23 protein-coding genes and 1 pseudogene are annotated in these 22,648 nt (G+C 45.9%); 17 read left to right on the forward strand and 7 right to left on the reverse strand.

Features of this window, described 5'->3' with window-relative positions:
- Positions 1 to 54 precede the first annotated feature (54 nt).
- The 8 genes and pseudogenes from UWK_RS10710 to UWK_RS10735 all read left to right on the forward strand — a co-directional run bounded on the left by UWK_RS10710 (position 55) and on the right by UWK_RS10735 (position 4,331).
- On the forward strand, positions 55 to 405 hold the full coding sequence (locus UWK_RS10710; RefSeq protein ID WP_208598467.1) for a cupin domain-containing protein: 351 nt from the start codon (positions 55 to 57) through the stop codon (positions 403 to 405).
- A 107-nt stretch (positions 406 to 512) separates the two neighbouring features.
- Positions 513 to 902 carry a hypothetical protein gene (locus UWK_RS10715; RefSeq protein ID WP_015404385.1) on the forward strand — a complete coding sequence of 130 codons (390 nt, stop codon included), beginning with the start codon at positions 513 to 515 and terminating at the stop codon, positions 900 to 902.
- An 80-nt stretch (positions 903 to 982) separates the two neighbouring features.
- On the forward strand, positions 983 to 1,450 hold the full coding sequence (locus tag UWK_RS10720; protein ID WP_015404386.1) for a GNAT family N-acetyltransferase: 468 nt from the start codon (positions 983 to 985) through the stop codon (positions 1,448 to 1,450).
- Positions 1,451 to 1,541: 91 nt separating this feature from the next.
- Positions 1,542 to 2,270, forward strand: coding sequence for a class I SAM-dependent methyltransferase (locus UWK_RS10725; RefSeq protein WP_015404387.1), 729 nt, complete (start codon positions 1,542 to 1,544; stop codon positions 2,268 to 2,270).
- 152 nt (positions 2,271 to 2,422) lie between these two features.
- A complete protein-coding gene (locus UWK_RS19705; RefSeq protein WP_228130072.1) occupies positions 2,423 to 2,836 on the forward strand; it encodes an EamA family transporter in 414 nt (137 codons plus the stop codon).
- A gap of 175 nt (positions 2,837 to 3,011) precedes the next feature.
- Positions 3,012 to 3,254, forward strand: coding sequence for an EamA family transporter (locus tag UWK_RS19710; RefSeq protein WP_456151370.1), 243 nt, complete (start codon positions 3,012 to 3,014; stop codon positions 3,252 to 3,254).
- 142 nt (positions 3,255 to 3,396) lie between these two features.
- Positions 3,397 to 3,531, forward strand: a pseudogene (locus UWK_RS20180) (DJ-1/PfpI family protein); the annotation flags it as partial.
- Positions 3,532 to 3,617: 86 nt separating this feature from the next.
- Positions 3,618 to 4,331, forward strand: a complete 714-nt coding sequence (locus tag UWK_RS10735; RefSeq protein WP_015404388.1) for a 4Fe-4S double cluster binding domain-containing protein — start codon at positions 3,618 to 3,620, stop codon at positions 4,329 to 4,331.
- A gap of 242 nt (positions 4,332 to 4,573) precedes the next feature.
- Here UWK_RS10735 and UWK_RS10740 read toward each other — a convergent pair whose 3' ends face one another.
- The 3 genes from UWK_RS10740 to UWK_RS10750 all read right to left on the reverse strand — a co-directional run bounded on the left by UWK_RS10740 (position 4,574) and on the right by UWK_RS10750 (position 7,045).
- On the reverse strand, positions 4,574 to 5,311 hold the full coding sequence (locus tag UWK_RS10740; protein WP_015404389.1) for a DUF3047 domain-containing protein: 738 nt from the start codon (positions 5,309 to 5,311) through the stop codon (positions 4,574 to 4,576).
- A complete protein-coding gene (locus UWK_RS10745) occupies positions 5,308 to 6,279 on the reverse strand; it encodes a hypothetical protein (RefSeq protein ID WP_015404390.1) in 972 nt (323 codons plus the stop codon). The genes UWK_RS10740 and UWK_RS10745 overlap by 4 nt, the downstream gene beginning before the upstream one ends.
- Positions 6,280 to 6,478: 199 nt before the next feature.
- The gene (locus UWK_RS10750; RefSeq protein ID WP_015404391.1) at positions 6,479 to 7,045 is read right to left on the reverse strand and encodes a hypothetical protein; all 567 of its coding nucleotides are present in this window, start codon (positions 7,043 to 7,045) and stop codon (positions 6,479 to 6,481) included.
- Positions 7,046 to 7,518: 473 nt separating this feature from the next.
- On the opposite strand from UWK_RS10750, the gene proV reads away from it, so the two are divergent.
- The 4 genes from proV (at position 7,519) to UWK_RS10770 (ending at position 11,404) form a co-directional block, all read left to right on the forward strand.
- Positions 7,519 to 8,718 carry a glycine betaine/L-proline ABC transporter ATP-binding protein ProV gene (proV, locus tag UWK_RS10755; protein ID WP_015404392.1) on the forward strand — a complete coding sequence of 400 codons (1,200 nt, stop codon included), beginning with the start codon at positions 7,519 to 7,521 and terminating at the stop codon, positions 8,716 to 8,718.
- A gap of 33 nt (positions 8,719 to 8,751) precedes the next feature.
- On the forward strand, positions 8,752 to 9,582 hold the full coding sequence (locus UWK_RS10760; RefSeq protein WP_015404393.1) for an ABC transporter permease: 831 nt from the start codon (positions 8,752 to 8,754) through the stop codon (positions 9,580 to 9,582).
- A gap of 79 nt (positions 9,583 to 9,661) precedes the next feature.
- Entirely contained in the window at positions 9,662 to 10,696 is a 1,035-nt protein-coding gene (gene proX / locus UWK_RS10765; protein ID WP_015404394.1) for a glycine betaine/L-proline ABC transporter substrate-binding protein ProX, read from the forward strand.
- 216 nt (positions 10,697 to 10,912) lie between these two features.
- Entirely contained in the window at positions 10,913 to 11,404 is a 492-nt protein-coding gene (locus tag UWK_RS10770; protein WP_015404395.1) for a MarR family winged helix-turn-helix transcriptional regulator, read from the forward strand.
- Positions 11,405 to 11,494: 90 nt separating this feature from the next.
- On the opposite strand, the gene UWK_RS10775 is transcribed toward UWK_RS10770, so the two are convergent.
- Both UWK_RS10775 and UWK_RS10780 read right to left on the reverse strand, forming a co-directional pair.
- A complete protein-coding gene (locus UWK_RS10775) occupies positions 11,495 to 12,013 on the reverse strand; it encodes a permease (RefSeq protein ID WP_015404396.1) in 519 nt (172 codons plus the stop codon).
- The gene (locus UWK_RS10780; RefSeq protein WP_015404397.1) at positions 12,010 to 12,480 is read right to left on the reverse strand and encodes a putative permease; all 471 of its coding nucleotides are present in this window, start codon (positions 12,478 to 12,480) and stop codon (positions 12,010 to 12,012) included. The genes UWK_RS10775 and UWK_RS10780 overlap by 4 nt, the downstream gene beginning before the upstream one ends.
- Before the next feature lie 667 nt (positions 12,481 to 13,147).
- On the opposite strand from UWK_RS10780, the gene UWK_RS10785 reads away from it, so the two are divergent.
- The 4 genes from UWK_RS10785 to UWK_RS10800 are packed head-to-tail and all read left to right on the forward strand — an operon-like array spanning position 13,148 to position 18,679.
- The gene (locus UWK_RS10785; protein WP_015404398.1) at positions 13,148 to 15,013 is read left to right on the forward strand and encodes a TolC family protein; all 1,866 of its coding nucleotides are present in this window, start codon (positions 13,148 to 13,150) and stop codon (positions 15,011 to 15,013) included.
- Complete coding sequence (locus tag UWK_RS10790) at positions 14,997 to 16,682, forward strand: efflux RND transporter periplasmic adaptor subunit (protein ID WP_015404399.1); 1,686 nt, start codon at positions 14,997 to 14,999, stop codon at positions 16,680 to 16,682. The genes UWK_RS10785 and UWK_RS10790 overlap by 17 nt, the downstream gene beginning before the upstream one ends.
- A gap of 6 nt (positions 16,683 to 16,688) precedes the next feature.
- A complete protein-coding gene (locus UWK_RS10795) occupies positions 16,689 to 17,405 on the forward strand; it encodes an ABC transporter ATP-binding protein (RefSeq protein WP_015404400.1) in 717 nt (238 codons plus the stop codon).
- A 5-nt stretch (positions 17,406 to 17,410) separates the two neighbouring features.
- Entirely contained in the window at positions 17,411 to 18,679 is a 1,269-nt protein-coding gene (locus UWK_RS10800) for an ABC transporter permease (RefSeq protein WP_015404401.1), read from the forward strand.
- 36 nt (positions 18,680 to 18,715) lie between these two features.
- Here UWK_RS10800 and UWK_RS10805 read toward each other — a convergent pair whose 3' ends face one another.
- Positions 18,716 to 19,921, reverse strand: a complete 1,206-nt coding sequence (locus UWK_RS10805) for a TsoY family (seleno)protein (RefSeq protein ID WP_015404402.1) — start codon at positions 19,919 to 19,921, stop codon at positions 18,716 to 18,718.
- Positions 19,922 to 20,039: 118 nt separating this feature from the next.
- The gene (locus UWK_RS10810; RefSeq protein WP_015404403.1) at positions 20,040 to 22,166 is read right to left on the reverse strand and encodes a Tex family protein; all 2,127 of its coding nucleotides are present in this window, start codon (positions 22,164 to 22,166) and stop codon (positions 20,040 to 20,042) included.
- Positions 22,167 to 22,358: 192 nt separating this feature from the next.
- Here UWK_RS10810 and UWK_RS10815 point away from each other — a divergent pair, with 192 nt between their 5' ends.
- Positions 22,359 to 22,604: a hypothetical protein gene (locus tag UWK_RS10815; RefSeq protein ID WP_015404404.1), complete on the forward strand. Its 246-nt coding sequence runs from the start codon at positions 22,359 to 22,361 to the stop codon at positions 22,602 to 22,604.
- The last annotated feature ends 44 nt before the right edge of the window (positions 22,605 to 22,648 follow it).

A 22,648-nucleotide genomic window follows, 5' to 3' on the forward strand; every position in this document is an offset into this window, starting at 1 on the left:
CGCGTCGCTACGCTCCGACACCCTGGCCGGAATCCTCTGGACTGGGTGGCCGCTTTGCCGTGGAATTACTGGCCGGAATCAAGTGGACTGGGTGGCCGGATTCACTGGAATACGCACATTCCAATGGAGGGCTTAAAAGCGTATCTTTCCCAGGCCGAAAACCATCAGATTGTATTTATGGAATTCGAGACTGACGTGGACCTCGCAGAGCATTCACACGCAAGCCAGTTCGGGATTGTCCTCGAAGGAAAAATTGATCTAAATATTGATGGTAAGAAACACACTTTCGTAAAAGGCGATCGTTATTTTATACCTGGTGGTACTATCCATTCAGGTAAAATATATGCAGGGTATGCCGATGTCTCATTTTTTGAAGAACCAAGTAGGTATAGGGTTTCGGAATAACGGCGACAGCATATCCACTCATTCGAGTGGACGCGAAGTTGCTGTGCGCCTTTTTTGGGAAAGGTATTTCGTGCGCCACTCAATGACAGTGTTCAAAAGGAGAAATCGTGGAGTTAATTAAGTCGTTTGTAATCGCTTCATTATTTGTACTGTTATATGGCTGTGCGTCAATGAATACGCCCTCATCGTCCTTAATTGAAACAAAGCCAGTCGTTACAATTGGTGAAGTCAGCCGTGCGTCAGAAGATCATGTTGTTTTTATTCCTGCAAATAAAGAATTTCCTGTTGAATTCTCAGTTAAAGGAAATGTGTTTGAAAAAAATGTTTCATCAAAGGCAATGGTGAGTTTTAAAAAAGACATTTATTTATATAAATATTGGGCAAGCCTTGATGGAAAAAAGTGGGCAAATTCTCACAAGCTTATGAATGTTGAGCCATCTGGTGGTTTTGATGTATCTGGCGGCAAAGTCGGAGTTGAAATCAACTTTGCAAAATAGAAACATGACAAGGCAATTTCACACGGACGTCTCGCTACCGCCCTACTTCGGAGAATTGCGACGTTAGTGTAATACAACCAATGATAAGACAAGCTGAAATTCAAGAAGCGGAAATTTTGACAGAAATATCTTTTAACTCTAAAGGATACTGGAATTATCCAAAGGAGTTTTACGAAATATGGTCCAAGGAACTGATTATAAGTTCCGATTACATACAAAACAATGATGTATTAGTTTTTGAAAACGCTGGAAAGATTATCGGTTATTATTCAATTGTGGAACTCAAAGATGATATTGAAATTTCAGGTATCATCATAAGCAAAGGTTTCTGGCTTGAGCATGTGTTTATCGAGTCTCATAGTATAGGTCAAGGAATAGGAACAAAAATGTTTGATCACTTACGGGAAAGGTGTTCTTCCCATGGCCTTTGTGAATTGGGTATTCTTGCTGATTCTAATTCAGAGGATTCTATGAGAAAATTGGCTGTGAATATAAATTTGAATATCCATCAACTATCAAGAATCGTACAACCCCTTATCTTCAATTGAAAATAGGGAGGTGCTAAGCACTGCATTGAGAGGATGCAGAAATATCGTTGTGCATTTTTAATGCGGGACGTTAGCCGGATAAATAGGAATTATGAAGACACCTTTTATACAGAAATCATCAACCGAAGAGATAAGAAAACGATTTGATAATGATGTCGCACGTTTTTCAAATCTTGAAACCGGGCAGTCTGCGACTATCGATGCTCCATTAGCTATGGAACTGATTACACGAGCGGCAGTTAAATCAACCAGCAACATACGAAGAGTTTTGGATATCGGCTGTGGAGCGGGAAATAATACGCTTAAACTTTTACAGTATGCCTCTCCTTTCGATTGTGATCTTATTGACCTGAGTTTACCGATGTTGGAAAAAGCTTGTGAGCGTATTGCAGCAGTAAACTCGGGGAAAATCAAAACTATTCAGGGCGATTTTCGTAAGATTGATTTGCCACATCAAGGATATGACATCATTCTTGCTGCTGCTGTCCTGCATCATTTACGTGATGACCAGGATTGGGAAAAAGCATTCAAAAAGCTTTACAATTTAACCGCCCCTGGCGGAAGCATCTGGATTACGGATTTGATATCTCATGAGTCCAAAGCAGTTCAATCTCTCATGTGGGAACGGTATGGAGAATATCTTTGCTCTATGGGAGGTGCCGATTACAGGACAAAAGTATTTGAATACATCGACAAAGAAGATTCACCGCGGCCAGTTACATATCAACTGGATTTGCTACGGAAAGTTGGATTTAAACGCACTGAAATTTTACACAAAAATTCTTGTTTTGCTGCTTTTGGTGCGATAAAAATGGGCTGACAAATCACTGCATTGGAAAAAGGGGTCAAGGGTTTGGGTTACTTTTAGGTATGCACATTTTTTTCCAGTGAGCTTAAAGGTTAAATTCCAAAGATCAGTGCAAAATTAATTTCAATGTAAAGTCATAGGTATTAATAATGTCCCTTTCGGTTATGTTAGTCGTTTTACTTGCAGCTACACTACATGCGTCATGGAATTTCCTTATTAAACAAAAGAAGGACAAACACATAAGTATGACAGCAGTAGTTCTGGGACATGCCCCATTTGCTCTCGCTGTACTATTATTCTCACCTCTTCCTCAAATTGAGTCACTTCCTTATATCGTTATTGGAGCGTTGTTGCACACTGGTTATCAACTATTCTTACTATATTCTTATCGTATTGGTGACTTAAGCCAAGTTTATCCTTTAGCTCGCGGAGTAGCTCCTATAGTTGTCGCTGTTGTTTCAGTTGTTTTTTTGGGAACTCACCTTGACCAAATAGAACTGTCAGCAATAGCCATTATTGGATCTGGTATAATAAGTTTATCATTGGTTCGACGAAGTCGATGGTTTAAAAAATTATAAAGCCGCAATTTTAGCAATAGTTACTGGAGGATTTATTGCTGCTTATTCTCTAGTTGACGGACTGGGGGCTCGTGTCGCTACAACTGCACTTGGGTTTTATGGCTGCTTATCGATCTTAAATGCCATAATTTTTACTATTATAATAAATTTTATTAAGCCAGGGATGGTCAAGATCGTGGCCCAAGAAAATTACAAGTTGGCTTTGAGCAGTGGTGGTGCATCTTTTACAGCCTACGCATTGGTGATTTGGGCTTTCACCATGGCACCTATTCCAGTAGTCACTGCCCTGAGAGAAACAAGTATAATTTTTGCTCTTTTTCTAGGTGTGTTTGTACTTAAAGAAGGACTTGATTTAATTAAAGTATTTGCATCAATGGTTACAATCCTTGGTGCAGGGTTGCTTCGCATTAATCGTTGAGGTGCAGGTGAAACTACTTCACAATAAAAACTTTATTTAAACCGGTTACCCAGGCCCTTAGGAGCACAAAAGATACAATTATGAACATTGACATATACATTTATGATCAAGCAGAAGTGCTCGACTTTTCGGGACCACTTCTGGAAACATAGTCACTTCGGGTGGAATATCCGCAGGTATTGACATGAGTCTATATCTTGTAAGTAAATTGCATTCAATAGAACTAGCAGAAAAGACAGCTCGCCAAATGGAGTTTGACTGGATTAAAAACTCATAACCAACTGCTCCACTGGACCAGGAAACTTCGCCGGTTCGGTGAATTCTGCGTTATATTTAAAATTCAAGAGTAGAAGGAGAAACAGAATGTCGACCAACTCTACTACCCACCCTACTTGGCTTATCGCGTGGATGGAAGCAAAAGAAATTTCTCTATGGGGTGCCGCAGACCTTCGAAATTTTTCAACACCTTCAGATCAAGCAGGAAATCGATTTCCAATCGCTATTTCATTTGTGATTCCCATGAATCCCATAATAATGGATAGTATCCATAAAGGGCCTAACCAGGCATATGCCGATGAATACACACGAGTGAACAAACACATTAATGAATTATCAACAACCCTATCAGTAGAAATCAAATCAAGAGGTTTTCAATCCCTACCTTTAGCGGCATCAGTACGTTCAGATCCTGTGAACATTAAGGGAGATTTTCCACACAAAACTGCGGCAACAAGAGCGGGTTTGGGATGGATAGGGCGTCATTGTCAGCTCATTACGCGTCCTTTCGGTTCATGGGTTCGGTTGGGAACCGTCTTTACTGATATTGAAATTCCGTGTGGACCGCCGGTGAAAAAGAATTTTTGCGGTAGCTGCATGAGTTGTGTCGAGGCTTGCCCTGCAAAAGCATTGAAAGGTAGTGAGTGGTATCCGGGGTTGGCTCGGGAGGAAATATTGGATGTGCAAGCATGTGATCAATGGAAAAAGGAACATTATTTTCAATATCACAAAGGACACAATTGCGGAATCTGTTCAGCAGTTTGTCCTTATGGTCAGCGATTGTTAAAAAAACTTCGATAGTGAATGAAATCTGTAAATAACAGCTATTTCACATGGACTTACAGGAGTTCGACGGTCACCCCGGACATCAGCTTTAGTGGAAAGAATTTATTGCGTTCATAAATTGGGGGACGCAATACCATTTCAAGTTGCAAGTAAAGCCTATCAAGAAACTTCAAGGACCATTTGAAATGGAAAATTGGTTGTAGCGCACCTAAAAGCAATCAAGCAAGAACGTTCCTCTATGTCTGTGAGAGGCTGTCTCAAGGAGAAGGGGATGTATGAATCCGTATATAGTCGAGGCAGGCTCTGGCGGATTCACCAGTGTTGTCTGAGTCGCTCATAACTGCAATGGCGGCGATTGAAGGGGGATCTTCGCCAAAGGCGGAACGGTAATCCTGGAGAATGTTGGCGGTATGTTCCAGCCACTTGCCCACATCTTCTTTTCCGGATGCCATCGGGAAAACCATGGCCAGGTCGGTGTAAGGGTTGGGGAGAAAGTGTTCGGGGTGTTTCCGACTGGACCAGACATAGTTGAGCGAGCTGTGAGGAGGGTATTTCCCGTATAGGGCTCGGATAACTTCATATTTTATCTTCTTGAATACGGAAGCTTTTTCCGGGTCATACTCAAACATCACATAGATGCGTACAGGAGCATCGTCACCTTCCTTTTTGCTTATATCCCCTTTCTGGTATATGTTGCTGATTCGCCAGCGCCAGCTAATCATGGGGAAAATGTAGGCGTCGAACCGTTCAGAGAGAAGCAGGGCTGAGGCGGAGTTATCGGAACTGGCCTCAAGGCACGATGTTCCCATCAGATCGGTTGCTTGATAGGTGGAACGATTTTCAATATTTTTGAATGAAAACAATTCCCAGCGCTCAATCCCATCAAATTGTTCATCCAGGAAAATATCAGCTGCCGGGCTCTGCAGTGGAAATGCGAGCAGCAATAAAAGAAGCAGGAGTACAGTGGCAGGTGGTCGTCGGCATCCGCTTGTCATAGTTTCCACCCGTAAAATTTGAGGAATCCGGGGAAGTCGTTCATGTCTGAAACCCTGCGATTCCAGACCTTCAGACTTGTATAGAAGGGATTAGCGCCAGTTCCGGTGCCGGTGAATTCCTTGTCCATCCCAACGTAGAAATCAAAACTGATAAGGCTGAGGAGCAGTGATTCCCATGGCTTGATAGCTCCCTTCACATGACCCTGCAGGGGCCAGGTCTGGTAATAGAAACTGGTGCTGCCTCCGTCTGGAAGTTGCAGTGCCTTCAGTGATTCCAGGTTCATCACTTCTGCCTCGATAAAGGGTGCATCCAGTGGGGTGTCTCCTGAGATAATGGAAAGAGCGCTAACCCGGTGTATTTCAGGTCGAACCTGGATAACGAGTAGATCGTCAGCCGAGTATGGAGGAAGTATTGCCGGCAGTAGTTCCCCATAGATATTCTGGTTGTCATCCGGCCATTGTTCAGGGTAGGCAGTAACCGACAGGTGGGCAGTGGGAACGATGGCGATATAGCAGCCGCAGGTTTGCACCGTAGTCACCAACAGTGGATTCTGGTTGTTGTCCATGGTGATGATTACCAGGATTCCAGGATTTTTGCCGGCCGTCAGGTAAAATGGAAAGAGGCTGAATGGTGTGTCGGAAAAGTGGATCCGGTAAACCAGGTTGCTATAGTTTCCATTGGCAGTGGAGAAGGGGAAGGTGCCGGCATAGATAACTGAGCGGTCCGGGTCGACGGAGATGCATTCAACCTCATCAGTCTTTGCTGCAGTTGCCAGGCCGATGCGGTTGTGCGGACGATCCCATCCTGGTACCTGGAAAATTGGAGAAAAGCGGGTGATCAGTTCATCCTGGCGGTTTGTTGGACCGACATAGCGGTTTGTGTCAGGTGAGGGGCCGGGGCTATGGAGAGAACAGCCTGTAAGGCAGAGAAACAGGAAGGAAAAGATGAAATACAGGCAGTTGTTCATTGCTTTACTGGTTAGTTATAGGAATGGGCAGGTCAAGTAAAAAAACAGCACTTTATAAAGATAGTTTTTGAAAAGCCAGCTTTATTTCAAATTAAATAGTTCCTGCCTTTGCAGACTTTTTTTGAGTTATGTAAAATGATTACAGGGGGGCATATTGGCGGAAAGTCTTGCATCAGAGAGGAAACAAATTTTGTCTCCTTCAGAAAACCTCTAAAAACGCTTTGTGATCTTCCTGGTTACCCTGCATGTCTGCCAGGGAAAGGGTGAGTACGTAATGACCAGCACTCAGTTTGGGGATTCTTGCGTCAATAACATAGTCAGCATTCTCACCATCCAGAGGATCGCGCATAAAGGGCATCATCCGATCAGTGATATTTAAGGAAAAAAAACCACGTTTTCCTTTGACACGCAAGGAGTCGAGATTGATTGGTGCCATACGACTTTTCAGGTAAACCAGAAGTCGTACCGGAGCAGCAGAGCGGTAGATGTCTCCCACCGGCGTAGGATCAATTATGGAGACAATTGGTCCCAGCTCATTGTCGCTATCGAATTTGATTTTGTCACCTGTGGTGTATGGTTGAGCATCTTGTTTTACCGAGAGGAATTTTTGATGCTGAGCCAGTTCAAGTGACCATTCTTCCTGGGTCAGTTTAAGCTGTTCCAGCTCGTTATCGCTGAATAGGGGAGAGTGCTCCGTGTACCCTGGATTACTGAAAAAAAAGAGGAAAATAAAGGCTAGGGGCAGGGAATATTTTCTAAGTAACATATATCGTCACCTCGGAATAATTTAACCTGAACGATTCGACAAGCATAGCGGTGAGTATGGAGCAACATCTCTTTCATGATACAGCTATCTCAGCAGGAGGGACACATAAAAAAGCACTGGTGTTACAAATTAAGCATTATGACTACTTCAGGTTAGATGGGTCTCTTCAGCAGCATATTAGCTTCTTTAAAGAATTTTCGACAAAAGTAATTCTCTGAAAAATCCAGTCCCAGCTACCACATTTTCCCTTGACACCGTCATCGATATTAGTATCCTTCCAAAATTGTATTGGACAATATTGTATTGCCAAATTAAATATTGCAAAATAGTAATTTTGAGTTTAACCGCCTGCCTGGATCTCCTTAGTAAGACTGAACGGTGGAAAGTGTCAGACTGTCTGAGCTAATGTAGCTTATTCGATAATGAACCGGTGACCTCTCTTTTGAAATGTATTCCGGAGAACAGATACTTGTATGGAAAAAATAGTCGTAGAAAATCTGTATAAAATTTTTGGTGACAACCCAAAACAGGCTCTGGATCTGCTCAAGCAGGGAAAGGACAAGGATGAAATACTTGAGGCAACAGGCATGTCTGTCGGCGTTCAGGATGCCAATTTCGTAGTGAACAGTGGTGAGATATTTGTCGTTATGGGACTGTCCGGCTCCGGGAAATCGACCCTGGTTCGCATGTTGAATCGACTCATCGAGCCAACCAGTGGAAAAGTTCTGGTTGACGGAAAGAACGTGGTAACAATGTCACCAGATGAACTGGTCAAGTTCCGTCTCCATAATATGAGCATGGTCTTTCAGTCGTTTGCCCTTATGCCCCATCTTACCGTCCTCGAAAATGCCTCATTCGGTCTCGATCTGGCAGGGTTTGATAAGGCCAAGCAGAAAAAACGTGCAATAAAAGCCCTTGAGCAGGTTGGGCTTTCAGGATGGGAGGATTCTTATCCAAAACAGCTCAGCGGTGGTATGCAACAGCGCGTTGGTCTGGCCCGCGGCCTTGCCGTTGATCCTGATATTCTACTTATGGATGAGGCATTTTCTGCACTTGACCCACTTATACGGACGGAAATGCAGGATGAGTTGCTCAAACTCCAGAAACGAGATCAGAGAACGATAGTTTTTATTTCTCATGACCTTGATGAGGCACTACGAATCGGAGATAGAATTGCCATCATGGAAGGAGGACGCGTGGTTCAGGTTGGTGCTCCCGAGGAGATTCTGCAAAATCCTGCAGACGACTATGTTCGAGCATTCTTCCGTGGCGTGGATCCCACCAGTGTGATTTCGGCAGGGGATATCGTCAGGAACGACACGCAGTTGACGATCATCAAATCTCGTGTCGGAAGCCTGAGGTCAGCCCATGAACTGCTGAGTATTAAGGATAGAGATTTCGCCTATGTTCTCGATTCGGATCATAAATTTCTGGGTCTGGTTACTGCTGAAAAACTAAAAGAACTCCTGGAAAATGGTGCTCCTGATAATCCCATTGACCAGAGTTTTATGACTGAAGTTTGCACTGTGCAACTTGGTGACTCTATGCAGGATATCTTGCCGGAGGTTGCATCCCGCTCATGGCCGGTACCAGTGGTTGACGAACAGGGTGTCTATAAGGGGGTGGTCTCTAAGAACAGATTCTTACAGACACTCCACCGAACTGAGCAGTAAGCCGAATGAATAAACGACACAAAGGATACATGTATGTTTGAAGACAAAGTCATACCGTTAGATGCCTGGGTCTCACAGGCTGTTGACTTGCTGGTGGGGAATTATCGTGACATTTTCCAGACCATCAAGTGGCCCGTGGAGCAAACCCTGAATGGACTTGATGCAGGGCTTAATGCCCTGCATCCTCTGATCGTCATTGCAGTAATTGTGATTGCTGCTTATCGCTTTGCCGGAAAAGGACTTGCTGTCTTTTCTGTTGTTACCCTCTTCCTGATCGGTTTCCTCGGGCTTTGGGAAGATACTATGACCACTCTGGCCATGGTTCTTTCCTCTGTGGTATTCTGTGTTCTTGTTGGGGTACCGCTTGGCATATGGGCTGGACGAAGCGATCGGTTCAATGCAAGCCTGCGCCCTCTGCTGGACGCCATGCAGACAACTCCGGCATTTGTCTATCTTGTACCGATTGTCATGCTTTTTTCTGTTGGCAATGTGGCAGGCGTTCTGGCAACCATCGTCTTTGCCCTGCCGCCTGTGATCCGTCTTACCAGTCTTGGAATTCGTCAGGTTCACCCTGAGCTCATAGAAGCGGCCCAGGCCTTTGGTGCAACCCGCTGGCAGGTTCTTCGAAGAGTACAGATTCCTTTGGCAATGCCGACTATCATGGCAGGTCTCAATCAAACCATAATGATGGCCCTGTCCATGGTCGTCATTGCCGCACTTATTGGAGCTGGGGGCCTGGGTTCACCAGTTATTCTTGGTTTGAATACACTTGATATCGGGCAGGCCGTGATAGGTGGTTTGGGGATTGTTCTTATTGCCATTATTCTGGATCGAATCACCCAGGCCATGGCCCAAAAGAAGTAATACCTGAGACCAGTTGTAACACAGGTATAGATTAGCACTATTTGTAAACCCATAAAGAGATACAAAAAAGGAGATCAAGATGCAAAAGCTTAAAAAAGTTCTAACTGCTTTAACAATTGGCCTGGTTCTGTCTGTTGGACAATCCATGGCATCGGAGGACCAACCAGGAGCAGGGAAAACGGTCGAGCCTGCTCGTGCAACGTGGAATACCGGTTTTTTTCAGGAGGCCCTTGTTCGTCGCGGCCTGGAAGAGCTGGGGTATAAGGCCAAGAAACCAAAAGACCTTGCCAATCCAATCTTTTACAACGCATTAACTCTTGGTGACCTTGATTACTGGTGCAACGGCTGGTTCCCCATGCATGATGCCCAGCTGCCGAAAAATTTTGACGAAAAGGCCGCTAAATATGGATATGTTTCCAAGGCAGGAGGATTACAGGGCTATCTTGTTTCAAAAAAAGAAGTCGAAAAATATAACATCCAGTCTCTTGATGACTTCAAACGGGATGATGTAAAAAAAGCCTTTGATAAAAACGGTGACGGCAAAGCAGACCTGACTGCATGTCCTCCAGGTTGGGCTTGTGAGGGGGTCATTACCCACCATATGGATGTCTATGGTCTTGAGGATCACATCAACCCCGTCAAGGCATCATATGAGGCCGGGATGGCTTCTGCATTGGCGAGTTACAAAAGTGGAGAACCCGTCTTTTTCTATACCTGGGCTCCAAACTGGACTATTTTCAAGCTCAAACCTGGACAGGATGTGATGTGGATTAATGTTCCAGAAATAATACCCACCGAATCACAAAAAGTTGCTGAAGACAGAATGACTGTCTCTGGTATCGAAGGTGCGGTGAGTGACCCCGTTAAACTTGGTTTTGTAGTCTCTGATATACGGATTGTTGCGAATAAGAAGTTTATTGCTGAAAATCCTGCAGCGCAGAAATTTTTCGAGCTCTTCGCCCTGCCTCTCATTGATATTAACGAACAAAACACCAAAATGAATGAAGGTGAAAAGTCTGAAAAAGATATCAGTCGTCATGTGGACGAGTGGATTGCAAAAAACAGCGCAACCTGGAATGGCTGGCTTGCCGCAGCACGTGCTGCAGCTAAATAAGGATTTACCTCCCTTTTTTATAGCCTGGATCTTTTTTTGAAAGATTCAGGCTTTTTTTTCCATTAAAATATGCCCAAATTTTTCAGAATGACCATGCAGTCAATGATTGATTGACATCAGTTGGGAAAATATCGTATATGCACCTAGATAATGTGAGTGGTTTCTGCGTATGCTAAGAGACCGATCTTTAAAGTAACAAGAGAAGAGAATGGTCTTATGGAAAATCGCCAGGACTGCATGCAGAATATCACCAAACAGTTGCGGGTGTTATTCCGAACTATTCAGGTCCATGCCAAAACCGTCGAACAGCAATGCGGATTGAGTAGCGCCAAGCTGTGGATGATGTGGGAACTTTTTGCCAATCCCGGTATCAAGGTTTCAGAGCTTGCCCGGGCTCTGACAATTCATCCGTCGACATGTAGCAACATGCTGGATCAACTTGAAGATAAAGGGTTGACCCGTCGGGACAGAAGCAAGTCTGACCAGCGTGCTGTCCATCTTTATCTCACCGAAGCAGGAACCCAGTTACTGGCAACAGCTCCTCGCCCTGCCCAGGGCACTTTGTCTTTGGCACTTGAGAACCTCAGTGATAATCACCTCACCTACCTTGAAGAAGGATTGGACCAACTTATTCAGGCGATGCAGGTGAAGGATGATGAGGCAGGTATGCTTCCTCTTTCTAGCCGTGACTCTGATCTTAGAGAGTGACTCTCCTGGTAACCAGGCCTCGGGGCACATCTTTTTTCCTTATTTCAGTAAGCATAGTGTGACTGTTTGAATGATGTACGCATGAAAGCATCATTTATGGTCCTTTAGGGGCAACATTTTCATACACAATCCCTGAATGAGTGCACCAAAGAGCATATAAAAAGAAAAAACAATGGTAAAGGTCCAGCCAAAGTAGTCGATCATAATTGGCAAAAGAGGAACTTTAATAGCCCGGGAAGCAAAAAAGACGACAATATATTCGTCCCTCATCCCATGACTGCGCAGATCCTCAAGAAGAGGATACCAGGCATACATTGGTCCGTGGCTGATGACTCCTCCGGCCAGGGCCCATAACCAGCCCTTAATGTCATTCCCTTCCCCCAGGTGCCTGGCGATTTGTTTTGGTTTTACGAAATAGTTCAGTATGGAAGTGAGCAGGATTACAATGCAAAATATTGGCAGAATTTTTGTTAGAACAGTACTGCTTTTTTGCAGGGCTAACTGGGCAGATTCACTATTTATGAGAAAAAAGACACCATAAAAGACAAGGACACTCAGCAGGAGGTATTTACCACGAAAGGCGAAGGGTTTATTATGGTTTTTTTTCATGATAGCACCTGCATGGTCAGGGTGGTGAGCGCTGCTGTAATCATGACAAAGATAAAGGCCAGGATATTCCGGTAGAGGGTAAAGCGTCCGCCAAACACCTCAATCTCGGCGGGTAACTGGATAAAACCAAGAGTTATCCAGGATAAAAGAAAGGCGCTCACAGCATAGAGTGAAACTCCCTGATTAAGCAGCTCGCCGCCAATAATATAGCTGACGATAGGATTACCAGCGGCTACCGCGCCACTCAGGGTTCCTGTCAATGTGTCTAATAGAGGATTGCCACGAAACATGGAGGTGAGCATCTTTGGGGTCACCAGCACCTGGAATATGCCAACGAGTCCAATGGTTGCGAGCAAGAGTGGTGTCATAGCAAGAAAAGAAAGACTGCTTTTTTGTAATACCTTTTGAAAGGAAGGCTTTTGTGACGCCATTTTCTGCCGCTTCTTCTCTGTGTCCGGTTCTGTCATTTTCCATGCCCTTGTATTTGGTTGCCCTGTTTCAGTATTCTGGAACAGGCTATTCTTTGCTTTGTCATGTATTCAGGATAAGCAGGAAGTAAGGTAAATCAAGATTATACTATTGACTTCCTTGTTTCTGTTCACTCACAATTCCCTATACGCGATTCCATTTCTCATGATGTCTTCAGTTGGTTGTGAGTTGTCAGGTTTTACTAAGATATTTCGTCGTTCTTTGATATATATCCTTGCCAGGGGTATTTACTTGAAATGGAATTATTCTACACAATGTGTGATTTTCTTTAAGGTACCTGATTACCATCGAAACTCAGCTTTGCAACCCGGAGCTGTTCCGTGTCGATTGTATGGGACGCCATAAACCCATACCTGGGGGCTCTGCAGCGGCCGTCCAGGCCGCAGATGCCCATATAATCAACACGAAACAACTCCTCCTCAGGCGGGTAGGCTGAGGATCAGTGGTAATCAGGTTAAGGTATGTCCCCGTGAAGTCAGTCGGACAAGTAAAGAAATTGATGACACAGTGTGCTTTTCCTGTCAATATAACAACTGTTGTTGTTATATGTTGCCTTACTTGTTTCATAGGAGAGGAGATATACCTTTCTCCTGTCCATACCGGCATTGATCCGGTTCTTTCATTGTTTTTTGAGGTATGAAAAGCGTGGAATATTCTTCCTTTTCTGTGTCCGTAGTCGTGTCACTTTGCCTCTTGGCTGCCGGCTGTTCCCCCACCCACTACCGCGAACAAAGCGATCAAAATGCCTACACGATAATCAAGCAGAAACAGCAGCAGGCCCTTGGGCACCAAGAGGAATTCAACATCGAATCTCCCGAAGAGACCCTTCGCGTGCGACTGCTGCTTGATCAGAATCTCCCCTATGCCGATTCCTCTTCCCTTGGCAGCAGCTATCTAAAAGAGATCGAGCACTGGCCGGAAAAACGCACTCGACCAGTCCCTGAGCGTGATAGATTACAGACTGCGGCCACCCCTCTTTCTCTCACACTCATTGAGGCCTTACAGATCGCTGCCCACAATAGCCGGGAATACCAGGCCAGCAAGGAAGACCTTTTTCGCATGGCCCTGGATCTTGATTTTGAGCGGGATGCTTTTCGCAACACGCTTTCAGGACAGGTATATGGTCAATACACTGACGGGCATATCGGTGCGGAGGAGAGTGTTGTGTCAGGCAGCGAAGCTTCTGCAGCGACTTCACTTTCCCGCACTTTCCAGAACGGTGCCACTTTCACCACCAGAGTAGGTTTTGATCTGGTCCAGCTACTGCAGCCCACAAAACTTTTTTCCCGCTCTTTTTTTGGTGATGCCAGTATCACCATTCCTCTTTTTCGGGGTTCAGGACAACATATCGTTACTGAGCCGCTGACTCAGGCTGAGCGAGAAGTTTTGTATGGAGTATGGCGCTTTGAGCGCTACAAAAAAGAATTTGTTACAGACCTCATCGAGAGTTATTTTACTGTCTTCAACTCGGAGGATCAGGTCCATAATCTGGAGGAGAACTATAAAGGTCTTGTACAGGCATCCCGCCGGGCACAGCGTTTGGCAGAAGCCGGTAAAACACCTCAGGCCCAGGTCGATCAGGCTATCCAGAACGAACTGCGGGCCAGAGACCGCTGGATAGTTTCACGCCAAACATTTGAACGTGACCTGGATCTGTTTGCCATAAAGATCGGCCTGCCTACCGATGTTGATATCGCCCTGAACAGGGAAGAATTTAACACGCTTAAGGAATATATTAACACCAGGCTGGCTCATTTATTTACCATTGATGAAATGGCACTATCCCTTCCTTTTGATGCTCCCATCGTCCTTGTACCACCAACCTCTAAAGATCGAGGCCCCCTTGAACAGGAACCTGACGATGCGATACGCACCGCGCTTGCAAATCGACTGGATCTTCGCATAAAACAGGGTCGGGTATATGATGCGCAACGCAAAGTAGTGGTGGCTGCGGATCAACTTGGCCCGGAACTTTCTTTATTTGGTTCGGTCAGCGTCGGTGAACGGCGTAGCTTAAGCGATGCATCTCTCAACAGCAACAACCGGATTGATTTTTCCAATGGTATCTACACCAGCCTGTTAACCCTTGACCTGCCTTTGGAACGAACTGCCGAGGCGAGTGCCTACCGAGACAGCTATATTCTGCTGGAACGTGCTGTACGTGATGTTCAGGAAATGGAGGATCAGATCAAATTGCAGATACGAAACGGTATCCGTAATCTGGAGCAATTCAGGGCCAGCCTGAAAATTCAGTACCAGGCGGTCAAACTGGCCGAACGCAGGGTTTACGGGGCTTCTCTTAACCTGGAAGCGGGACGAGCAGAGATTCGCGACCTCTTGGAGGCCCAGGAGGCTTTGTTAAGCTCACAGAACAGTTTTACAGCAGCCATGGTCAACTACCGTGTTGCCGAAATCAGGATGCAGAGCGATCTTGGCATTCTGCAGGTTGACAGTAATGGACTCTGGCATGAACACATACCGGGAGAAAATTCTGATGCACTTACCCAATAACGTTTTGAAAGGGATATCCCGCCTGCGTCTTTCCTGGATGATTGTATTTTTTTCTTTGATATTGCTCGTTCTCGGCTATCTGGTTTTCTTCAGCAAAGAATCCGGTCAGGAAATAAAAACATCTGAACAAGCATTTTTTTCCGTCCGGCAGGGTGCTCTTATGATCGATGTTACCCAGGCAGGTACCATTCGTCCACGAGAGCAGATCATTCTGAAAAATGAGGTTGAAGGACAAACTGTCATTCTCTTTCTAATAGATGAAGGGACAGAAGTCAAAAAAGGAGACCTTCTTGTTGAACTCGATGCCAGCCAGCTTGAAGACCAGCGTGTTAACCAGCAGATCCAGGTGATTAATGCCGAGGCGACCTTTATTAATGGGCGTGAAAATCTTGAAGTGGTCAAAAACCAGGCCCTGGCTGACGTTGATCAGGCCACCCTTGACCTGGAGTTTGCCAGACAGGATCTTATTCAATATCAGGAGGGTGAGTATCCAAAGCTTGAAAAAGAGGCTAAGGCCAAAATCACCCTGGCTGAGGAAACCTTGACCAATGCAAAAAATACATTTGAATGGTCAAAAAAAATATATGAAGAAAAATATATTTCCGAGACGGAACTGAAAAGGGATGAGCTTGCCTGGCAGAAGGTACGACTGGATCTTGATCTGGCAAATGATGCGCTGGATCTGCTCCAGAATTTCACTGTAAAGCGACGCATGGCAGAACTAGAAAGCAATCTGCGGCAGACGACCATGGCCCTGGAACGAGTAAAGCGAAAGGTGTCAGCAGACATAGCTCAGGCAGAAGCCAAACTCAAAGCCAGCCAGGCTGAGTACCAGCAACAGCAGGACAAACTGGATAAGATCACTGTGCAGATCGGAAAAACCAAGATATATGCTCCCATGGAGGGTACTGTCATTTATGCCACCAGTACCAAAATAAACTGGCGAAGTTCAGAGGAACCGCTTGATGAGGGACAGGCTGTGCGGGAACGGCAGGAGTTGATCCATTTGCCAACCACCTCCTCATATAACGCCGAGGTTAAAATTCACGAATCCAGACTGGAAAAGATCCGAATCGGTCTTCCCGTGCGGATCACCATTGATGCCCTGCCCGACAGAACTTTTACCGGCACTGTTGCAAGCATTGCTCCTCTGCCTGACCCGACCAGTACCTTTATGAATCCGGATCTCAAGGTCTACAACTCCGTCATTCATATTGACGGGAACGGTCAGGGCTTGAGAAACGGCATGAGTTGTCAGGCTGAAATCATTATTGACCAGTTTGACAACGCCATTTATGTGCCGGTCCAAGCCGTCATCCAACAAAACGGCAAGCCAACTGTGTTCGTCGTTCGGGACAATAGATTTATTGTACGACAGGTGAAAATCGGTATGGACAACAACCGGATGGTTCATGTACTCGAGGGGCTGCAACCCGGCGAAAACGTGCTGCTGGCCCCTCCGCTTACCGAGGCAGCCAAAACGTCACAAGACATGATCCCGACCGAAGGAAACACCCAGGAAACATTAGCGACTCGTCAAGTGGGCTCGACAATTGAATCGGACAAACAGCGGTCTAAAGGCCTTAAAAACATGACGCCGGAACAACGTGAGGCCTTTGGTAAGAAACCGAAAAATGGCAACGGTACAAACAGGCAGCCAAAAGACTGATCCCCTATGACGTCAGACCAGAAACAGATACCAACAGATACCAGGAAAGCTGAGGCAGTTCTCAAGGATATCTGGAAAACCTATACCATGGGGGCAGAAAAGGTCCATGCTCTGGCCGGGGTTTCTCTCGTTTTTGAACGTGGCTCCTTCTGGGCCATTCTCGGCACCAGTGGCTCTGGAAAAAGCACCCTGCTCAACCTCCTTGGCTGTCTGGACCGGCCCACATCGGGACGATATCTTTTACGGGGGAATGATATAAGCCTTATGGACGATGATGCCCTCAGTGAAATACGACTGCGCAATATCGGATTTATATTCCAGAGTTTTAATCTTATCCAGCAATCCACCGTCGAAGAAAATATAGAACTGCCCCTCTATTATCAGGGAATCGATGCTGCAGAGAGCAGGAATCGCGCCAGAAAGCTTGCTGCCATGGTGGGGCTTGAAAAGCGTCTCAACCATCGTCCCATGGAACTCTCGGGAGGACAGCAGCAGCGAGTTGCCATAGCCAGATCCCTGGCCAATGATCCGGGATTACTCCTTGCCGATGAGCCAACCGGGAACCTGGATTCACAAACCAGCGCTGAAATCATGAGGCTGCTCTGCAAACTCAATGATCAGGGGAAAACCATAATTATGGTAACCCATGAACCCGACATTGCTGCCTTTGCCCACAAACGGCTTTATATGAAAGATGGCGCTATAGAGCGCCTTGAGGGATAGGTGCCGTGATTTTTACGAAATATTTACGTGAAATAAAACTTGGTATCAAGAACCTGATTCAGCACAAGCTTCGTTCATCCCTGACAATGCTTGGAATGGTCTTCGGGGTCGGCAGTGTTATCGCTATGCTTGCCGTGGGGGAGGGGGCTAGTAAGCAGGCCCTTGATGAAATCCGCAAACTTGGTAGCAATAACATTATCATCACTGCCCAAAAACCGGCCGATGAACAGAATCAGCAGAATACCCGTATTCTGATGAGCATCTATGGTCTCTTGTATGAAGACGTACAACGGGTTTCCCAGAGCTTTCTTAATGTCCTGAAAGTTGTCCCGGTTAAAATTGTTCGCAAGGAAGCACGCCTGGGAGAACGAGTCATGGATATGCGCATCCTCGGCACCACACCTGACTGGTTCGAGCTGGTACGCCGACCTCTCATCGCCGGTCGTACCCTGTCCCGTTATGACCTTGATAATTTCTGTAATGTCGTGGTGCTGACAGAGCATGGAGCCAGACGGTTGCTGGCAACCAGAAGTACTATCGGCCAGACGATTAAGCTGGGTAGTGATTATTTCGAAGTCATAGGTGTCGTCAGAAGTGAAAACAGTCAAGGGGGAGGCTTACAGAGTCCAGACCAGCAGATTGACGCCTATATTCCGCTCAATGTTGCAAAGGCTACTTTCGGCGATGTCTTCACCATGTCGAGCGCGGGGTCTCGTACCCGGGAACTCGTCGAACTTCACCAGATCATTGCTGAAGTGGATGACACAGCCAATGTGGAATCAACTGCGGCAGGCATAGAATCGATGCTGAAAATATTTCACAAAAAAAAGGATTATACCATATCCGTTCCCCTTGCTCTTCTTCGTCAGGCCGAATCAACAAAACGTACCTTCAATATTGTACTCGGCTCCATCGCAGGTATCAGCCTGTTGGTCGGCGGTATTGGTATCATGAATATCATGCTGGCATCCGTTACTGAACGAACCAGGGAAATTGGTATTCGCCGGGCCATCGGAGCAAAACGCCGGCAGATTATTATCCAGTTTCTCATCGAAACGGTTGTTCTCTCCACAACCGGTGGGCTTATCGGCATTGCCATCGGCATCTTCATCCCCTGGCTCATCACAACAATGGCGAAAATGCCCACAGTTGTTACTCCATCCAGTGTTATCCTTTCACTCGGTATCAGCTCGGGAATCGGCATCATATTCGGACTTTACCCGGCAATACGCGCTGCCAGTCTTGATCCGATCATTGCCCTCCGCCATGAGTAATCAGCTGAGGATTGTTTTGCTCTGTTGATTGTATCCCTATTCCGTCCCTTCCTGAAGTAGCCGTTTATTCAACTTCCAGTTTACTCTGATTGTTTTTACAAGAACAAAAAGTAAGGGTGCTAACAGGATGAAATATGGTACGGAAAAAATATTCAGCAAACCAGAATGGATAAGAGCTTTGTCGAGAAAAAACATCCCGAAAACCCAAAATGCCACACCGGGACAAATAAGGGCGTAACTGGCGGGAGTCCTGGCTGCGGCAATCTCAGGATCGAGATTAACACCATGGATGAATTCGGAAAAATAGTCATTCTGACGCATGATTACAAATCCCAGGATGCCAGCAAAAATCTGGATGGACACGATAGAACTGCACCAGATAAAATAAAAGGATGGGCTGCCGGAACCATGAAAAAGAGTGTGAAATCCGTGATGAAGGCGGATAGCTGTAATACCAAGCAGAGTAAGGATGGGAATAAGAATCCACAGGCTGGCGCTGGCTTCACGACTAATCCCTTTGTCCATCATGGCATGAAAACCTAACAACAGATTCTTGATCGCAAGCAGGGTTGCTATGGCAAAGAAGAAAATGGAACAGAATGCCGCAATGCTGATCATTACAGGATTCTCACTCATGGCGGCGGGGGCGGCAAAGCCTACGGCATTCATGGCAAAAGTAAACGATGAAAGCATTTGACTCAGAGAGTTGTTCTTGGAATGCTGAAAGTTGCCACCGGTGAGTAGTCTGCGGTAATAGTTGTAAAACAGGGTGAGACTATAGATACCTGTGGCCAGAAATGCAAGAAAGGCAAAGGGGAAGAGGTACTCAACAATATTCCAGAGGCCGGGAACCAGCATTGCGCCGAGCACGAACATGACGTTGATCGTCATTGTCAGGGTGAGGGGAATGGTCATTAGAGATATTTCATTACTACCCTGAATAAGCTCATTATAGTCGTCAGTTTTCTTGAATAAGCGGTATTCCCGGATATTCCACACCAGCATTCGCAGATGATTGAATGCGAAATAGAGCATAAGGGCGTAGCAGACAGCAGCAAGTGCTTTGACGGGGAGTGAAGTGGCTGCAAGAGAAGTCCACACCGAGTCAAAAGTCGCAATGGGTGTATCTGGGTGGGGTGTCATAAACATGAAAAAGATAAAGAAGGCTACGGTGAGGCCGCCGTTTCCAAGGGCTGAGAGAAAAAAAAGTGGAGAATAGTTTTTGCCGATATTCCGTTTCATGGTCTGTTCCTTATACTTGTTTGAATGTACTGCATGCGATTGCTCTGAAAATTTACCACATAAACATGCCAGACAGTAAGCATGAAAGCAAATAATTAAATAGATAGGAGGCTTTTTTTTACAGCTCCCGGAGGGAAAGAGCGATGCGTCGCCGCTCTTTATCAACCTCCAGTACCCGTACCGTCAGTTGCTGTCCGGCTTTAACCACTTCAGCGGGGTCACGGACAAATCTGTCTGCCAGCTGACTGATATGAATGAGTCCGTCCTGATGTACTCCAATGTCCACGAAGGCACCAAAACGGGTTACGTTGGTCACTATGCCCGGCAGTTTCATTTCGGCAATCAGGTCATCAATTGTATTGACGTTTTTTGCAAAGGCGAAGCTGACGAAATCTTCGCGTGGATCGCGCCCGGGTTTGGCCAGTTCCTCGAGTATATCATGAAGGGTTGCTAATCCAAGAGTATCTGAAATGTAACGTTTGAGGTTGATCGAATCTCTTCGCTTCTTGCTACTCATCAGGTCAGCGATGTTACAACTGAGGTCAGAGGCAATCTTTGCAACGGTTTTGTACTGCTCTGGATGAACGGCTGAGTCATCAAGTGGATTTTTGGCACCGTGAATACGTAAAAAACCTGCACACTGTTCGTAGGCCTTAGCCCCCAGTCTGGGCACATGCTTGAGGTCTTTCCTGTCGAGGAATGGGCCGTGTTCATTGCGATAGGCGATGATATTATCGGCAAGTACCGGGCCCAGGCCTGAAACATAGGTAAGCAGTTCACGGGAGGCACTGTTGACCTCAACTCCAACACTGTTGACACAGCTTACCACCACATCTTCCAGACCATTTTTCAGTTCGGTTTGATTTACATCGTGCTGATATTGCCCTACTCCTATTGATTTAGGATCGAGTTTGACAAGCTCTGCCAAAGGATCCTGAAGGCGTCTGCCTATGGAAACGGCCCCCCGAACAGTAATGTCATGATCAGGAAATTCCCTGCGGGCCACGTCCGATGCCGAATAAATAGAGGCGCCACTTTCATTGACCAGCGTGATCAGGATATCGTCTTTCAAGTGAAGAGAGTGGACAAATTGTTCCGTCTCTCTGCCGGCTGTACCATTCCCGATGGCAATGGCCTGGATTCCCTGTTTCTGGCATTGGGTCCGTATTATTTCCCCGGCCTCCTGCTCCTTTTTCCCCCCATGGGTTGGGTATATAGCTGAAAAATGGAGCAATTTTCCCTGCTCATCGAGACAGACCAGTTTGGCCCCGGTTCGAAATCCCGGATCGAGTGCCATGACCCTTTTTTGCCCAAGAGCCGGGGCCAAAAGGAGTTCGCGAAGGTTGCCACCAAATACCTGTATCGCTTCCTGATCGGCTTTTTCCTTGAGTTCCCTGTGCAGTTCCTTTTCAAGGCTTGGACCGAGCAGTCGCTTATAGCTTTCTTCCATGGCAAGTGTCATCTGCTGTGAGAGTTTGCCCTGCTTTGAATATCGGCTGCGAAGGAGAGCGAGTGCAAGTTCTTCAGAGGGTTTGAGGGATACGCGTAGTATCTTCTCACTTTCACCACGAAACATCGCGAGAATGCGATGGCCTGGTGCCTTGCGGGCCTCCTCCTGCCATTCAAAGTAATCACGGAATTTAGCGCCGGATTCCCGGTTTTTCTTTACCACAGTAGAACTGAGAATTGCTTTTTCCCGGAAAAGTTTGCGCAGATGCGAACGTGTCGTTAAATCTTCACTCATCCACTCGGCAATGATATCTCTTGCCCCTGTGTATGCATCCTCCTGCGAGGATATTTCCATGTCGGGGGTGATAAAGGAAGAAATATCCACATTACTTTCAACGCCAGTAAAAATTGCTCTGGCCAGGGGCTCCAGGCCCCGCTCTTTTGCCATGAGCGCCCGGGTCTTTCTCTTCTGTTTGAAAGGCAGGTAGATATCTTCAAGACTTATTACATTATCGGCTTTTTCCAGGCTATCCTTCAGCTTTTCGCTGAGAAGATTTCTTTCGCTGAGAGATTCTAAAATTGCCTGACGGCGCCTGTCAAGTTCAGCAAACTTTGCCACAAGATCTCTTATGGCTGCGACCTGGATTTCATCGAGTAATCCAGTCGTTTCCTTACGGTATCTGGATATAAAAGGAACCGTTGCCCCTCCAGCAAGAAGTTCGGCGGTGGCCGTGACCTGAGGCGTTGAGATTTGAAGAGCTGCGGAAATACGTGTGTAATGTTGGCTGCTGGTCATGGAAAACTCACTTATTAACGATTTATTTTAAATTTGTTTTTAAATAGAGTGGTGCTGCGGTATAATGTGGAAAGTCAATATCACTTTTTACGGCAGTGGATTACATTTTGTATCGGTCGGGCGAGGGAAGTATACACTCTGGAAGAGACCCGGCAAAGCTATTAAACTTCATGTCCGGACAGGGAGGATTGTATGGCAAAGAAAGTGGCGACATTATGTGTACATTCTGCAAAAGATTTTAAGAACCAGGGAAAAGTCATTGCAAAGCTGGCCAAGCAAAATAAGCTTATCGCCATTACAAACCGGGTGGATCTCTTTATCGATGGTAAGCCCTGCCGACGCTGGTGGTTTGCTGATAAGAAGACTGGAGTCCTCCTCTCCGTGGAATATGGCCTTGTGGATAATGAGGCGATAAATTTTCTAACCAACGCTATTTAATCCTGGTTTTTTCTGTGATGGTTTGCACGATTTCTCTTTTTGAG

Origin of the sequence: Desulfocapsa sulfexigens DSM 10523 (assembly GCF_000341395.1) — a bacterium.
GTDB lineage: Bacteria > Desulfobacterota > Desulfobulbia > Desulfobulbales > Desulfocapsaceae > Desulfocapsa > Desulfocapsa sulfexigens.

Excerpts from the sequence above, each read along its gene's own strand:
- UWK_RS10735 (WP_015404388.1), top strand. The coding sequence starts at position 3,618 with ATGTCGACCAACTCTACTACCCACCCTACTTGGCTTATCGCGTGGATG.
- UWK_RS10770 (WP_015404395.1), top strand. The coding sequence starts at position 10,913 with ATGGAAAATCGCCAGGACTGCATGCAGAATATCACCAAACAGTTGCGG.
- UWK_RS10745 (WP_015404390.1), bottom strand. The coding sequence starts at position 6,279 with ATGAACAACTGCCTGTATTTCATCTTTTCCTTCCTGTTTCTCTGCCTT.
- UWK_RS10760 (WP_015404393.1), top strand. The coding sequence starts at position 8,752 with ATGTTTGAAGACAAAGTCATACCGTTAGATGCCTGGGTCTCACAGGCT.
- proX (WP_015404394.1), top strand. The coding sequence starts at position 9,662 with ATGCAAAAGCTTAAAAAAGTTCTAACTGCTTTAACAATTGGCCTGGTT.
- UWK_RS10740 (WP_015404389.1), bottom strand. The coding sequence starts at position 5,311 with ATGACAAGCGGATGCCGACGACCACCTGCCACTGTACTCCTGCTTCTT.
- proV (WP_015404392.1), top strand. The coding sequence starts at position 7,519 with ATGGAAAAAATAGTCGTAGAAAATCTGTATAAAATTTTTGGTGACAAC.
- UWK_RS19705 (WP_228130072.1), top strand. The coding sequence starts at position 2,423 with ATGTTAGTCGTTTTACTTGCAGCTACACTACATGCGTCATGGAATTTC.
- UWK_RS10780 (WP_015404397.1), bottom strand. The coding sequence starts at position 12,480 with ATGACAGAACCGGACACAGAGAAGAAGCGGCAGAAAATGGCGTCACAA.
- UWK_RS10775 (WP_015404396.1), bottom strand. The coding sequence starts at position 12,013 with ATGAAAAAAAACCATAATAAACCCTTCGCCTTTCGTGGTAAATACCTC.
- UWK_RS10815 (WP_015404404.1), top strand. The coding sequence starts at position 22,359 with ATGGCAAAGAAAGTGGCGACATTATGTGTACATTCTGCAAAAGATTTT.
- UWK_RS10810 (WP_015404403.1), bottom strand. The coding sequence starts at position 22,166 with ATGACCAGCAGCCAACATTACACACGTATTTCCGCAGCTCTTCAAATC.
- UWK_RS10720 (WP_015404386.1), top strand. The coding sequence starts at position 983 with ATGATAAGACAAGCTGAAATTCAAGAAGCGGAAATTTTGACAGAAATA.
- UWK_RS10805 (WP_015404402.1), bottom strand. The coding sequence starts at position 19,921 with ATGAAACGGAATATCGGCAAAAACTATTCTCCACTTTTTTTTCTCTCA.
- UWK_RS10795 (WP_015404400.1), top strand. The coding sequence starts at position 16,689 with ATGACGTCAGACCAGAAACAGATACCAACAGATACCAGGAAAGCTGAG.
- UWK_RS10725 (WP_015404387.1), top strand. The coding sequence starts at position 1,542 with ATGAAGACACCTTTTATACAGAAATCATCAACCGAAGAGATAAGAAAA.
- UWK_RS10790 (WP_015404399.1), top strand. The coding sequence starts at position 14,997 with ATGCACTTACCCAATAACGTTTTGAAAGGGATATCCCGCCTGCGTCTT.
- UWK_RS10750 (WP_015404391.1), bottom strand. The coding sequence starts at position 7,045 with ATGTTACTTAGAAAATATTCCCTGCCCCTAGCCTTTATTTTCCTCTTT.